The following is a 12542-nucleotide window of genomic DNA, read 5'->3' as shown; positions in this document are numbered from 1 at the left end:
AGTACATAGCGGTGCTTGCCTCATGGCATGGCTCATGCTTAGCTGACTAATAATTAGCCACACTTTATTTTCAGTCTAAACCACGAGTTTTTTATGCCGTTAACCGATCAACACCGCTTTGGCATGCAATTGGCGCAAATGTCCCGAGGTTGGCGCGCCGAGCTGGACCGCCGTTTGGCGGGGCTGGGTTTGTCCCAGGCGCGTTGGCTGGTGCTGTTGCACCTGGCCCGTTTCACCGAAGCGCCCACCCAGCGTGAGCTGGCGCAAAGCGTCGGGGTAGAAGGGCCGACGCTGGCGCGTTTGCTCGACAGCCTCGAAGGCCAAGGCCTGGTGCAACGCCAGGCCGTGCTGGAAGACCGGCGTGCCAAGCGTATCTTGCTGTGCGACACCGCCTGCCCTTTGATCGAGCAGATCGAAACCATCGCCACGGCGTTGCGCCATGAGCTGTTTGTGGGCGTGGATGAAGAAGATTTGCGCGTGTGCATGCGTGTGCACGGGCATATTTTGGCGAATCTGGAAAAGCCCTAAGGTAGCGCCTGATTAATGTCGAGCGGGTTGTTGTGGCGAGGGAGCTTGCTCCCTCGCCACAAAAGCCAGCCCCCACAGTTGTTTTGTGTACTGTCTAGAAGGTTTGGCCCAGGTTCAGGTACACCGCCTGCTGCTTATCATCATTGAACCCATAGCTGAAATTCAGCGGCCCCAGCGGCGTATCAAACCCCAGGAAAACACTCGCGGCGTTGATGTAGCCACTGTCGAATTGATTGTCGTTGTTCCACGCCCGGCCGCGTTCTAACGAGGCGCCCAGGTACAGCGGAAAATCCAGCGGCAGGTACGAGCGCGGCGTCAGGCGGCGATAGTACACCGCGCGCATCAAAGCAATGTTTTGCCCCGAGATCGAATCTTCGCGAAAGCCCGACAGCTGCCGCGCACCGCCCAGCAGGAAGCTGGAAATCACCACGTCGGATTTATCCAGGGTGCGTCCGTAACGCCCGCCCAGTATGAGTGTGTCCGGGCCGTGGCTCATGGCCTTGTCCAGCTTGAACTCCCACTGCCGGTAGCGCTGGTCCGAGCCTAGGCCAGGTTCGAATTCGCGGAAGGCCAGGCTGATGTCTTCGCCGGTATGGGGGAAGTACACGTTGTCCAGGGAGTCGAAGGAGTACTTCAGCTCATAGAAGCCTTCATTGAAGTTCACGCTTGGCAGGTCGCGCTCGCCAATGCGCACGTCCGCCTTGCCCCAGGCTTCGCCCACGCCGAAGCGGATCTCGCCGCTGTTGCCGATCTGGCGCCCCACATTCAAGCCAAAACCGTAGCGCTCCAGCCGATACTCGGCGATAGGGTCGTTGTCCAGAACCAGGTCAACGTTCTGCGCCTGGGCACTGATATAGGGCGCGACGAAGTAGCGAGAGCCGACATCCAGCGGTTGGTAGAACTCGCTGTACAGCTCTTGGCGATCACCGATCTGCACCCGCGTCAGCCATTCGGCGCCGAGGCGGTTGATGCCGTTCATGCGGTAGCTGGCGCCGAGGTTGAAGGCGCTCTCGCCGCGCATGTCATCCGACAGGTTCAAGCCCAGGCGTAAGTAATCGGTGCCGCTGCGCTTGCCGCGTGCGCTGATCACCAAGGTGTTGTCCTGGCCCTTTTTCACCACGCGGTATTGCACCTGCTCGAAGTAATCCAGGCCGTACAGGGTGCCCATGTCGGTTTGCAGGCGATCCAGGTTCAACGGCTCGCCCAGGTTTTGGCGGATGTAGTAACGGATCACGTCATCGTTGACTTTCGAATCGTTCTCCACCTTGATCGCAGTGATCACCGGGGTACGTTCGCCCGGCGTACGCGCGGCGAGCAGTTGCGGGTCTACCGGTTCCGCGGGGCGCAGATGCGCCAGGCGCACATCGAGGGCGCGGGTGGCGCGGTAGCCGGCGTCGATCATGTCCTTGGCGCGGCCGAAATCCGTCACGCCGTAGGCGGCCAGCGGTGGCTGGATCAGTACGTCTTTGGGGTGCAGGGCCTTGAGTTGCTCCTCGGAATTGCGCCGGGTCATCAGGGTGATGGACTGGTTGAGCACGTCGACCACGGTGGCCAGTTGTTTGCGCGTGCGCAGCGGGGTGCCGATGTCGACGACGATGGCAATGTCGACGCCCATCTCGCGCGCCACATCCAGCGGGATGTTGTCGGTCATGCCGCCGTCCACCAGCAGCCGGCCGTCTATTTCCACCGGGGCGAACACCGCCGGGATCGACATGCTGGCGCGGATCACCTGGGGCAGGTGGCCTTTGTTGAACACCACTTTTTCGCCGGTGGTGATATCGGTGGCGACCGCGCGGAACGGGATCGGCAGCTTGTCGAAGTTACGCGTGTTACTGCTGTGGGCGAACATGCTTTCCAGCAGCAGTGCCAGGTTCTGGCCCTGGATCACACCGAGCGGCAAGCCGAGGCTGCCGTCGTCGCGAAAACTGAGCTTCTGCTTGACCAGGAAATCGCGGTCATCCTGCTTGCGCCGAAACGGCACGTCTTCGCGTGGCGGTGCGTCGGACAGGGCCTGTTGCCAATCAATATCCAGCGCGAGCTTTTCCAGCTCATCGATCTTGTAGCCCGACGCGTACAGCCCGCCAATCACCGCGCCCATGCTGGTGCCGGCAATCGCATCGATGTGAATGCCTTGTTCTTCCAAAGCCTTGAGCACACCTATATGCGCCAGGCCACGCGCGGCGCCGCCAGACAGCACCAGGCCGATTTTGGGGCGCGGTGTTTCAGCGGCGTCGGCGAGGAGAGGGAGCAGGCACAGGAACAGGCAGGACAACAGGCGGCGCATCACGAATCTCGGGGCTGGGCGATAAAGGTCGGTATTATAGCCACTCGAACCTCCGAGCCCGTCATACCTGGAACCTCTCAAATTATGTCGCCGAGCAAACCCGAGATCGTCATCACCTATTGCACCCAGTGCCAGTGGCTGTTGCGCGCCGCGTGGCTGGCCCAGGAATTGTTGAGTACGTTTGCCGACGACGTGGGCCGTGTGGCGCTGGAGCCAGCCACCGGGGGCACGTTTCGCATCACTTGCGACGGTGTGCAGATCTGGGAGCGTAAGGTCGACGGTGGTTTTCCGGAAGCCAAGGTGCTTAAACAGCGCGTGCGTGATCAGATCGACCCACAGCGGGATTTGGGCCACAACGATCGGACGCAATAAAGGCCACCGCCGCTTGACGGTGGCCCGTAAGGCGCTACTTGTCGGCCAACTTTTGCTTGATGAACCCCGCAACCCACGTCAGCACCAGGCCGCCGATACCACCGCCGACGATATTGCTGCCAACCGCAGCCACATCCAGCGCTTCGCCGCCTGAAGCCCCGGTGAGTACCGAGACGATCTGCCCCAGCACCAGCCCACCCACGCCGCCAACCAGCGTATTGAGCCCAGTCCCCAGGCTTTGTTTGCTCATACCGGCCACGTTACCGCCGATGGCACCGCTGATGATCTGAACCACCAAACTGATGAGTGTTTCCATGGTAAAGCCCCTGCGTAGCGTTAATGGAATGACCACTCGCTTGCAGCAACTTCAAGGCGCATGGCTGTCGTCGAGGGGTCTTTATCCGTTGAACGACGACAGACTGTTGCGGATGTTTAAAGTGTAGATCACGCCGCTGCCGCAGGCACTTTGGCCTGGCTGGCGCTGCCCATCAAGCCGGAGAGCACGATGGCGACGATAATCAGCGCGCCACCCAGCAGCATGCGCAAGGTTGGGGTTTCGGCAAACAGCAGCCAGGCCACGGTGATGCCATAGACCGGCTCCATGGCGAACACCACCGAGGCGGTGCGCGCCTTGATCACTGCGAGGCTGGCGACAAACAGGCTGTGGGCCAGGCCGGTGCAGAACACCCCCAACAGGCCGATCCACAACCAGTCGATGGCGCGCACCTCTGCCAGCCCGGGCGCCGCCACGGGCAACAGGCAGGCCGCGACCACCACGTTTTGGCACAGTGCGGCCTGCACTGCTGGAATCCGCCCGGAACTGGCGCGATTGTTCAGCGATAACAACGAAAACAGCAGGCCGGAAACAATGCCCCAGAGCAGGCCGCCCGTAGCCGCGCTGGCGAGGTCGAAGTCTGGCGTCACCAGTATCAGGCCGATGCTGACCAGCACCACCAGCAGCACTTCATTGGCGCGAATGCGCTCGCGGAAGATCAGGCCTTCGAGAATCACGGTAAACGCCGGGAACGCAGTAAACCCCAGAGTGGCGACGGCGACCCCGGCGACCTTGACGGCAATGAAGAAGGTTACCCAATGCGCCGCGAGCAGCACGCCGCTGATTAGCAGGCGACGCCAGTCGCGCATCTCGAGTTTTTTCCAAGTGGTGTTGCTGGCGAATCGCGCGAATACGGCGAGGGCCAGCACGGCAAAAGCGGCGCGGCCAAATACGATGATGGCGGGCGAGGCGGCCGCCAGCTTGCCGAATACGCCGGTGAGGCCAAACATCAATGCGCCGATATGCAGGGCGCCGAGAGCTGAGCGGGGAGTCATTGCGATCCTTGAACCAACGGGAGTGACAGAATCGCAGTCTAGAGGGTGGAAGGTGCGGGCGTCTGTCGCCCGGCTCGCGATTTTTATCGCAGGGCTCTTCTTGCGGTTCTTACGACGAGCGCCGCAATGCGCCGGGGGATGCGCCAAATTCGCGCAACATCGCAGCGGCAAACGCACTTTGCGAACTGTAGCCGACGCGCTCGGCGATTTCACCGATGGGCAGCGGCGTTTCGCGCAACATGCCCAAGGCCATCTGCAGGCGACGGCTGCGGATATAGTCCATCGGCGTCTGCCCCCACTCAGCGATAAAGCGCGCATGCAAGCGCGCTACCGACAAGTCGGCAATGCGCGCGAGGTCCGCGACCTGTAACGGGTGCGCAACATGCCGCTCGATATGTGCATTGAACGCCGCATACGGCAGGCGCCGGCCCGGCACCGGTTGGGTAATCGGGTGATTAAGGCTGGCCAATAACAGCACCGCACCTTGCTGCACGATCAACGGGTCATCCACCGGGCTGTGGGCCAGCCATTGCACCAACTGGCTCTGCCGCGAATCCAGGGCCAGGCGCGCCGGTTGGTCGAGCAAGCGCCGGCTGGCCTCGGCATGCTCGCCCAAGGATTGCAGCACCCAGTGCTCGGTGGGCACATCCAGCACCAGGCAACGGCTGCCATCGCGACTGCCACAGGCGTGGTGGGCAGAGAAGGGCAGCACCATCACGCTGTTCTCGCGCACCTGGCTGCCACGGCCATCCACTTCCAGATCCAAATGCCCCGACAGGCCGAACACCAGTTGTGCGTGGTCATGGCTGTGGGCGAGGGGTTCTTCGAGGTAGTGGCGCAGCGTGAGGGTTGGGCTCATCGCGGTCTCCTGGGCGAGCAGGCTCCTGGCCTAGTCGCGCCAGTCTACAACGCTTCAAGGGCGCCAGGCGCTGTCATCAGATTGACGCACAGTTGTCATGGGCTATTAACCGCCAGGGCGCAAGCTCGCGAAAACACCGTTGAGGGATGCCCATGACCCGTGCCGAGTTCGCCAAACCCAGCCGTAAACAACGGGTTCGTACCCTGTGGATTTCCGACGTGCACCTAGGCACGCGCGATTGCCAGGCCGAACACTTGTCGCAGTTCCTCAAGGGCTACCACGCCGACAAGGTGTACTTGGTTGGCGATATTATCGACGGTTGGAAAATGCGCGGCGGCATGTATTGGCCCCAGGCCCACACCAACGTGATTCGCCGCCTGCTGACCATGGCCAAGCGCGGCACCGAGGTGATCTACGTCACTGGCAACCATGACGAGTTTCTACGGCGCTATTCCAAGCTGATTCTGGGCAATATCCAACTGGTGGACGAAGCCGTGCACGTCACCGCCGATGGCCGTCACCTGCTGGTGATCCACGGCGACCAGTTTGATGTGATCACCCGTTACCACCGCTGGCTGGCGTTCCTCGGCGACTCGGCCTACGAGTTCACCCTCACGCTGAACCGCTGGCTCAACCACTGGCGAGCGCGGTATGGCTATGGCTACTGGTCGCTGTCGGCGTACTTGAAGCACAAGGTGAAGACGGCGGTGAGTTTTATCAGCGATTTCGAAGAGGCGATCGCCCACGAAGTGACCAAGCGCGAGTTGCACGGCGTGGTCTGCGGGCATATTCACCATGCGGAGATTCGCAAGGTGGGCGAGGTGGACTACCTCAACTGCGGGGATTGGGTGGAGTCGTGCACGGCGTTGATCGAGCACTGGGATGGGCATATCGAGTTGTATCGGTTGGCAGATGCGCAAGCCAAAGAGGCGCAGTTGAAAGCCGAGATGGTCGCAGGCTAGCCGCCAACACACTCCAACTGTGGGAGCAGGCAAGCCAGCTCCCACAGTTTGATTCGGTTTCTTCAGTTGCAGACGTCAGCGATGGCTTGGGCCAACAGCGTCAAGCGCGTGGCATCAATGCCAGCCACGTTAGCCCGCCCCGAACTGACCATGTACACGCTGTGCTTCTCGCGCAGTTGCTTGACCTGCTCGGCACTTAGGCCGGTATAGGAAAACATCCCACGCTGCGCACCAATATGCGCAAACCGTTCGGCCAGCCCGTGGGGCGTAAGCGCTTCCACCAGCCCGGAGCGCAGTTGCGCAATCCGCGAACGCATGGCTTCGACTTCGTCGCTCCAGCGCTTTTTCAGCTCGGCATCGCCGAGGATGGTCGCAACCACGGCTGCGCCATGATCCGGCGGGGTCGACCACAAATTACGCGCCGTGTTTGCAAGCTGGCTGCGCACATCGATGAGCTTCTCGGCATCCGCCGCGCACACGATCAACGCGCCGACACGATCACGGTACAGGCCGAAATTCTTCGAGCAGGAGCTGGTGATCAGCACCTCCGGCAGTTCGGCTGCAAACAGCCGCACCGCCCAAGCGTCTTGCTCCAGGCCGTCGCCAAAGCCCTGGTAGGCGAAGTCGATCAGCGGCAGCAGTTGGCGTTCGCGGACGATCTTCAGCACCTGGCGCCAGTCATCCTGGGACAGGTCGAACCCGGTCGGGTTGTGGCAGCAGGCATGCAGCAATACCACGTCGCCCTTGGGCACGTTGGCGAGTGTTGCCAGCATCGCGGCCACGTCCAGGCGGTTATCAGTACCCACATAAGGGTAGTGGCTGACCGTGAGCCCAGCCTTGGCGAAGATGGTTTCGTGGATCGGCCAGGTTGGGTTGCTCAGCCATACGCCACGGCCGGGCAGGGTGTGGGCGATAAAGTCGGCGCTAAGGCGCAGGGCGCCGGTGCCGCCTGGGGTTTGCGTCGCGCCGGCACGGCGGTCGCGGATCAAGGTGGAGTCGGCGCCGAGCACCAGTTCGCTGATCAACGCACCGAACGCTGCATCGCCGTGGCCGCCGATGTAGGTCTTGGTGGTCTGAGTGTCCACCAGGCGCTGCTCGGCCAGCTTCACCGAGTACGGAATCGGCGTCAGGCCTTGGTCATCCTTATAGACGCCCACGCCGAGGTCGAACTTGTTCGGGTTGCTGTCCTGGGCATACAGGTCCATCAGCCCGAGAATCGGGTCGCCGGGCACGCGGCCAATAGCATCGAAATGCATTACTTGCGGCCCTCGGCGTCCTTGGCCACTTCGTCAGTGCGCGCGGCCATGATGAAGTCGTTGCGATGCAAGCCTTTGATCGAGTGGCTCCACCAGGTCACCGTGACTTTGCCCCACTCGGTGAGCAGGCCTGGGTGATGGCCTTCGGCTTCGGAGATTTCACCCATGGCATTGGTAAAGGCCAGGGCGAATTTGAAGTTCTTGAACAGGAAAACCTTTTCCAGCTGCATCACGCCATCGCGTACTTCGATGTTCCAGTCGGGAATCTGCTTGATCAGTACCGGCAGCTCTTCGTCGCTGACTTGCGGGGCATCGGCGCGGCAGGCTTCGCAGTGGGCTTGGTTCAAGGTGGTCATGTGGGGTGTCCTGAATTCGAATGATTGAAGATCAGTGGGCGTTACCCTAAAGCAACGCGCGGCCAGGGAACAGACTCACCTGGCCTCAAAACGTAAGTGTCACGCGGCTTTGGGTTTGGGTGGAAACGTCGGCGCGTGCAGACCCAGCTGCATACCGCGCTCGACCATGCCCATGATGTCTTCCTGCGCCACGTCGAACAGGCGCTTGAGCTCAGGCAGGACGAAATACAGCGGTTGCAGGATGTCGATGCGGTACGGCGTGCGCATCGCTTCCAGCGGGTCGAAGGCTTGGTGCTTGGGCTCATCCGACAGGCAGTACACGCTCTCTTTGGGCGACGACAAAATGCCGCCACCGTAGATGCGCCGACCTTGTGGCGTGTCCACCAAGCCAAACTCGATGGTCATCCAGTACAAACGCGCCAGGTACACGCGCTGTTCCTTGGTCGCGGCCAGGCCGAGCTTGCCATAGGTGTGGGTAAATTCGGCGAACCACGGGTTGGTCAGCAGCGGGCAGTGGCCGAAGATCTCGTGGAAAATATCCGGTTCTTGCAGGTAGTCCAGTTCTTCTCGAGTACGAATAAAGGTCGCCACCGGAAACTGCTTGCTGGCGAGTAATTCGAAGAAGGTCTGGAAGGGGATGAGTGCGGGTACACGGGCGACTTGCCAGCCGGTAGTTTCAGCCAGCACCTGGTTGATTTCGCCCAGTTGCGGAATGCGGTCCAGGGGCAGGCCGAGCTTGTCGATGCCGTCCAGGTATTCCTGGCAGGCGCGACCCTCGATCACTTTCAGCTGGCGCGTGATCAGCGTGTTCCACACCGCGTGTTCTTCCGGCGGGTAGTGGATAAAACCTTGCGCATCGGGCTCGCGGGCCACGTAGTGCGTCTGCTTCATACGGCTCTCCTGCTAGGCATTCGTTCTTGTTATGTGCGGCGTATGGCCTATTGATAACCCGGAAGGCGGAGGATTCCATCGGGCCTTGGCTTGGACTTGTAGGAAAAATTACCGATATTCGTAAAGTATTCGTTACGATCCTGCGGCTCTGCGATGTATTGGGCTGTGAAAAGGTCACGTACTGTCACATAATCTTGACGACTATCTGCGCCCAGCGGCAAAAAGACGCGGCGCTTTCCCACTTTTCGGGCCTTTTCATGCGTATCAAAGTGCACTGCCAGAACCGCATCGGCATCCTGCGGGACATTCTCAACCTGTTGGTGGAGTACGGCGTCAACGTCGCCAAGGGCGAGGTCGGCGGCGAACATGGCAACGCGATTTACCTGTTTTGCCCGAACCTGGTGAACATGCAATTCCAGGCGCTGCGCCCGCAATTTGAAGCAATTGCCGGTGTGTTTGGCGTCAAGCGGGTAGGGCTGATGCCCAGCGAACGTCGGCATATGGAGCTGAATGCGCTGCTTGGCGCGCTGGAGTTTCCGGTGCTGTCGATCGACATGGGCGGCTCCATCGTCGCCGCGAACCGGGCGGCGGCGCAGTTGCTCGGGGTGCGCGTGGACGAAGTGCCGGGCATTCCGTTGTCGCGGTATGCCGAGGATTTCGACTTGCCGGAGTTGGTGCGCGCGAGCAAGTCGCGGATCAACGGCTTGCGGGTCAAGGTTAAGGGCGACGTGTTCCTGGCGGATATTGCGCCGCTGCAATCCTCCGAGCACGACGACAGCGAAGCCATGGCCGGCGCCGTGTTGACCCTGCACCGCGCCGACCGCGTCGGTGAGCGCATCTACAATGTGCGCAAGCAGGAACTGCGCGGCTTCGACAGTATCTTCCAGAGCTCCAAGGTGATGGCGGCGGTGGTGCGCGAGGCTCGCCGCATGGCGCCGCTGGATGCGCCTCTATTAATAGAAGGCGAAACCGGCACCGGTAAGGAGCTGTTGGCGCGTGCTTGTCACCTGGCCAGCCCGCGCGGGCAATCGCCGTTGATGGCGCTTAACTGCGCAGGCCTGCCGGAATCGATGGCCGAGACCGAGCTGTTCGGCTACGGCCCAGGCGCGTTTGAAGGCGCGCGGGCCGAAGGCAAATTGGGCCTGCTGGAACTGACGGCGGGCGGTACGTTGTTTCTCGATGGCGTTGGGGAAATGAGCGCGCGCTTGCAGGTGAAGTTGCTGCGGTTTCTGCAGGACGGTTGCTTTCGCCGGGTGGGCAGTGATGAAGAGGTCTACTTGGATGTGCGGGTGATCTGTGCGACCCAAGTGGACTTGTCGGAGCTTTGCGCCCGAGGGGAATTTCGCCAGGACCTTTATCACCGGCTGAATGTGTTGTCGTTGCATATACCGCCGCTGCGCGAATGCCTGGATGGTTTGGCGCCGTTGGTTGAGCACTTTCTTGATCAGGCCAGCCGGCAGATTGGTTGCCCATTGCCCAAATTGGCGCCCGCGGCGATGGATCGGCTTAGCCACTATCACTGGCCGGGCAATGTGCGGCAGTTGGAAAACGTGCTGTTTCAGGCGGTGTCGTTGTGCGAGGGCGGGACGGTCAAGGTTGAGCATATTCGTCTGCCGGACTACGGCGTGCGTCAGCCGCTTGGCGATTTTTCTCTGGAGGGTGGGTTGGAGGCGATCGTCGGTCGGTTTGAGAAGGCGGTGCTGGAGAGCTTGTATGCCGAGCACCCGAGCAGCCGACAGCTGGGTAAGCGGCTGGGGGTGTCGCATACCACCATCGCCAATAAGTTGCGTGATTACGAGATTCTCAAGGGCGATAAATAATCACAGACACACTGCAGTTAAAACTGTGGGAGCGAGCAAGCGCGCTCCCACATTTGATCTTTGTCATTTTCAAGACCGATGCTTGCCGCAGGCGGCAGTAGTCCGCCGTTTTTTCGACTCTTACCCATCCCTTAAATCCTCGCGCCTGTCAGCAAACCCCCGCCCCGCCTGGATTTTGCCCTCTTTTAAAAAGTTGGTTCGCAAATTGCTTAAGCCTCATCAGTACAACGGTGGGCGGCAAGCGTCCGTCAGAAAGAGGATAGAGCGTGGACAAGTACCTTTATGTGGCAATGACCGGCGCCAGCCAGAATGCACTGGCGCAGAAGGCCCATGCCAACAATCTGGCGAACATCTCCACCAACGGTTTCCAGCGTGACCTGGAGCAGGCGCGTTCGATGCCGGTGTTCGGTGACAGCTTTCCGGCGCGTGCCTTTGCCATGACTGAGCGGCCGGGTACTGATTTTTCCCCGGGCGCCATGATCGAAACCGGTCGTGACCTGGATGTGGCGGTCAACGGCAACGGTTGGATCGCCGTGCAAACCCCCGATGGCAGCGAGGCCTACGTGCGCAGCGCCAGCATGAACGTTGACGCGCTGGGTGTGCTGCGCGCCGGCAACGGCATGCCGGTGATGGGCAACGGTGGCCCGATTGCCGTGCCGCCCCAGCAGAAAATCGAAGTGGGCGCCGACGGTACCATCAGCATCCGCGCCATGGGCGAAGGCCCACGGGTGATGGCTGAAGTGGACCGCATCAAGATGGTCCAGCCGGACCTCAAGAACATGAACAAAGGGTTGGACGGCACCATCCACACCAAGGATGGCCAGCCCGCCCAGGCGGATGCGAACGTCAAGCTGACCTCGGGCTTCCTGCAGGCGAGCAACGTCAACGCCGTGGAAGAAATGACCGCAGTGCTGTCGCTTTCCAAGCAGTTCGAGCTGCACATCAAGATGATGAACAGCGCCAAAGAAGACGATCAGGCTATGACTCGCGTTCTGTCGATGAGCTGATAGCGGCCTCACTGAACCAACACTAATTTTGCAACACGGCGCCAACAAACAGGCGCACGAAGGAGAACAGCATGCTTCCGGCTCTATGGGTTGCCAAAACAGGTTTGTCCGCCCAGGACACTAACCTGACCACCATTTCCAACAACTTGGCGAACGTGTCGACCACGGGTTTCAAACGTGACCGCGCTGAGTTCCAGGACTTGCTCTATCAGATCAAGAAGCAGCCTGGCGCGCAGTCGACCCAGGACAGTGAACTGCCGTCGGGCCTGCAATTGGGTACCGGTGTGCAGATCGTCGGCACCCAGAAGAACTTCAGCGCCGGTAACCTGCAGCAAACCGGCCAGCCGTTGGACATGGCCATCAACGGCCGTGGTTTCTTCCAGATCCTGCAACCGGATGGGACTACGTCCTACACCCGTGACGGTACTTTCCACCTCGACTCCAATGGCCAAATCGTCACGGCCAACGGTTTCGCCCTGGAACCGGCTGTCGTCGTGCCTGCGGATGCTAAGACCTTCACCGTCGGCAACGACGGCACCGTGTCGATCACCGTGGCCGGCAGCCCGGCGTCGCAAGTGATCGGCAACCTGCAAACCGCTGACTTCATCAACCCGGCCGGCTTGCAGGCCATGGGTAACAACCTGTTCCTGGAAACCGCCTCCAGCGGCGCGCCGCAGATCGGCACCCCTGGCCTGAACGGTTTCGGTACCACCCTGCAAAGCACCCTGGAAACGTCCAACGTGAGCACGGTTGAGGAGATGGTCAACATGATCACCACCCAGCGCGCCTATGAGATGAACTCCAAGGTGATTTCCACCGCCGACCAGATGCTTTCGTTCGTAACGCAGAATCTGTAATCAAGTCTATGGGGCGCCGTT

General features: G+C 60.8%; 13 protein-coding genes. 6 read left to right on the top strand and 7 right to left on the bottom strand.

Annotated features, from left to right (window positions below):
- Positions 1-93: 93 nt before the first annotated feature.
- Positions 94-528: a MarR family transcriptional regulator gene (locus tag KZH41_RS22270; protein WP_094951589.1), complete on the top strand. Its 435-nt coding sequence runs from the start codon at positions 94-96 to the stop codon at positions 526-528.
- Between the two features lie 94 nt (positions 529-622).
- On the opposite strand, the gene KZH41_RS22265 is transcribed toward KZH41_RS22270, so the two are convergent.
- Positions 623-2812 (bottom strand): patatin-like phospholipase family protein, encoded by a 2190-nt coding sequence (locus KZH41_RS22265; RefSeq protein ID WP_263273720.1) that lies wholly within the window; start codon positions 2810-2812, stop codon positions 623-625.
- 84 nt (positions 2813-2896) lie between these two features.
- Between KZH41_RS22265 and KZH41_RS22260 the strand changes: the two genes are divergently transcribed.
- On the top strand, positions 2897-3184 hold the full coding sequence (locus tag KZH41_RS22260) for a SelT/SelW/SelH family protein (protein WP_263273719.1): 288 nt from the start codon (positions 2897-2899) through the stop codon (positions 3182-3184).
- Positions 3185-3218: 34 nt separating this feature from the next.
- Here the strand turns inward: KZH41_RS22260 and KZH41_RS22255 are convergent, their stop codons facing one another.
- The 3 genes from KZH41_RS22255 to KZH41_RS22245 all read right to left on the bottom strand — a co-directional run bounded on the left by KZH41_RS22255 (position 3219) and on the right by KZH41_RS22245 (position 5372).
- Positions 3219-3500 (bottom strand): hypothetical protein, encoded by a 282-nt coding sequence (locus KZH41_RS22255; RefSeq protein ID WP_263273718.1) that lies wholly within the window; start codon positions 3498-3500, stop codon positions 3219-3221.
- 128 nt (positions 3501-3628) lie between these two features.
- Positions 3629-4513 carry a DMT family transporter gene (locus tag KZH41_RS22250; protein WP_094951593.1) on the bottom strand — a complete coding sequence of 295 codons (885 nt, stop codon included), beginning with the start codon at positions 4511-4513 and terminating at the stop codon, positions 3629-3631.
- A gap of 109 nt (positions 4514-4622) precedes the next feature.
- Complete coding sequence (locus KZH41_RS22245; protein ID WP_263273717.1) at positions 4623-5372, bottom strand: AraC family transcriptional regulator; 750 nt, start codon at positions 5370-5372, stop codon at positions 4623-4625.
- Positions 5373-5524: 152 nt separating this feature from the next.
- Here KZH41_RS22245 and KZH41_RS22240 point away from each other — a divergent pair, with 152 nt between their 5' ends.
- Positions 5525-6334, top strand: a complete 810-nt coding sequence (locus KZH41_RS22240) for a UDP-2,3-diacylglucosamine diphosphatase (RefSeq protein ID WP_094951595.1) — start codon at positions 5525-5527, stop codon at positions 6332-6334.
- A 62-nt stretch (positions 6335-6396) separates the two neighbouring features.
- On the opposite strand, the gene KZH41_RS22235 is transcribed toward KZH41_RS22240, so the two are convergent.
- The 3 genes from KZH41_RS22235 to phhA form a co-directional block, all read right to left on the bottom strand.
- A complete protein-coding gene (locus tag KZH41_RS22235; protein WP_263273716.1) occupies positions 6397-7590 on the bottom strand; it encodes an amino acid aminotransferase in 1194 nt (397 codons plus the stop codon).
- Positions 7590-7946 carry a 4a-hydroxytetrahydrobiopterin dehydratase gene (locus KZH41_RS22230; protein ID WP_017134918.1) on the bottom strand — a complete coding sequence of 119 codons (357 nt, stop codon included), beginning with the start codon at positions 7944-7946 and terminating at the stop codon, positions 7590-7592. The genes KZH41_RS22235 and KZH41_RS22230 overlap by 1 nt, the downstream gene beginning before the upstream one ends.
- Before the next feature lie 99 nt (positions 7947-8045).
- On the bottom strand, positions 8046-8837 hold the full coding sequence (phhA, locus tag KZH41_RS22225; RefSeq protein WP_094951597.1) for a phenylalanine 4-monooxygenase: 792 nt from the start codon (positions 8835-8837) through the stop codon (positions 8046-8048).
- A gap of 257 nt (positions 8838-9094) precedes the next feature.
- Between phhA and KZH41_RS22220 the strand changes: the two genes are divergently transcribed.
- The 3 genes from KZH41_RS22220 (at position 9095) to flgG (ending at position 12521) form a co-directional block, all read left to right on the top strand.
- Positions 9095-10657: a sigma-54-dependent transcriptional regulator gene (locus KZH41_RS22220; protein ID WP_094951598.1), complete on the top strand. Its 1563-nt coding sequence runs from the start codon at positions 9095-9097 to the stop codon at positions 10655-10657.
- Between the two features lie 266 nt (positions 10658-10923).
- Entirely contained in the window at positions 10924-11664 is a 741-nt protein-coding gene (locus KZH41_RS22215; protein ID WP_094951599.1) for a flagellar basal body rod protein FlgF, read from the top strand.
- 71 nt (positions 11665-11735) lie between these two features.
- On the top strand, positions 11736-12521 hold the full coding sequence (flgG, locus tag KZH41_RS22210; RefSeq protein ID WP_094951600.1) for a flagellar basal-body rod protein FlgG: 786 nt from the start codon (positions 11736-11738) through the stop codon (positions 12519-12521).
- The last annotated feature ends 21 nt before the right edge of the window (positions 12522-12542 follow it).

This window comes from Pseudomonas sp. YeP6b, assembly GCF_025642995.1.
GTDB lineage: Bacteria > Pseudomonadota > Gammaproteobacteria > Pseudomonadales > Pseudomonadaceae > Aquipseudomonas.
The sequence above is the reverse complement of the archived record's forward strand: the minus strand, read 5'-3'. Positions and strand labels throughout refer to the sequence as shown.

Coding starts and splice junctions, on each gene's coding strand:
- KZH41_RS22270 (WP_094951589.1), top strand. CDS start 94: ATGCCGTTAACCGATCAACACCGCTTTGGCATGCAATTGGCGCAAATG.
- KZH41_RS22265 (WP_263273720.1), bottom strand. CDS start 2,812: ATGCGCCGCCTGTTGTCCTGCCTGTTCCTGTGCCTGCTCCCTCTCCTC.
- KZH41_RS22260 (WP_263273719.1), top strand. CDS start 2,897: ATGTCGCCGAGCAAACCCGAGATCGTCATCACCTATTGCACCCAGTGC.
- KZH41_RS22255 (WP_263273718.1), bottom strand. CDS start 3,500: ATGGAAACACTCATCAGTTTGGTGGTTCAGATCATCAGCGGTGCCATC.
- KZH41_RS22250 (WP_094951593.1), bottom strand. CDS start 4,513: ATGACTCCCCGCTCAGCTCTCGGCGCCCTGCATATCGGCGCATTGATG.
- KZH41_RS22245 (WP_263273717.1), bottom strand. CDS start 5,372: ATGAGCCCAACCCTCACGCTGCGCCACTACCTCGAAGAACCCCTCGCC.
- KZH41_RS22240 (WP_094951595.1), top strand. CDS start 5,525: ATGACCCGTGCCGAGTTCGCCAAACCCAGCCGTAAACAACGGGTTCGT.
- KZH41_RS22235 (WP_263273716.1), bottom strand. CDS start 7,590: ATGCATTTCGATGCTATTGGCCGCGTGCCCGGCGACCCGATTCTCGGG.
- KZH41_RS22230 (WP_017134918.1), bottom strand. CDS start 7,946: ATGACCACCTTGAACCAAGCCCACTGCGAAGCCTGCCGCGCCGATGCC.
- phhA (WP_094951597.1), bottom strand. CDS start 8,837: ATGAAGCAGACGCACTACGTGGCCCGCGAGCCCGATGCGCAAGGTTTT.
- KZH41_RS22220 (WP_094951598.1), top strand. CDS start 9,095: ATGCGTATCAAAGTGCACTGCCAGAACCGCATCGGCATCCTGCGGGAC.
- flgG (WP_094951600.1), top strand. CDS start 11,736: ATGCTTCCGGCTCTATGGGTTGCCAAAACAGGTTTGTCCGCCCAGGAC.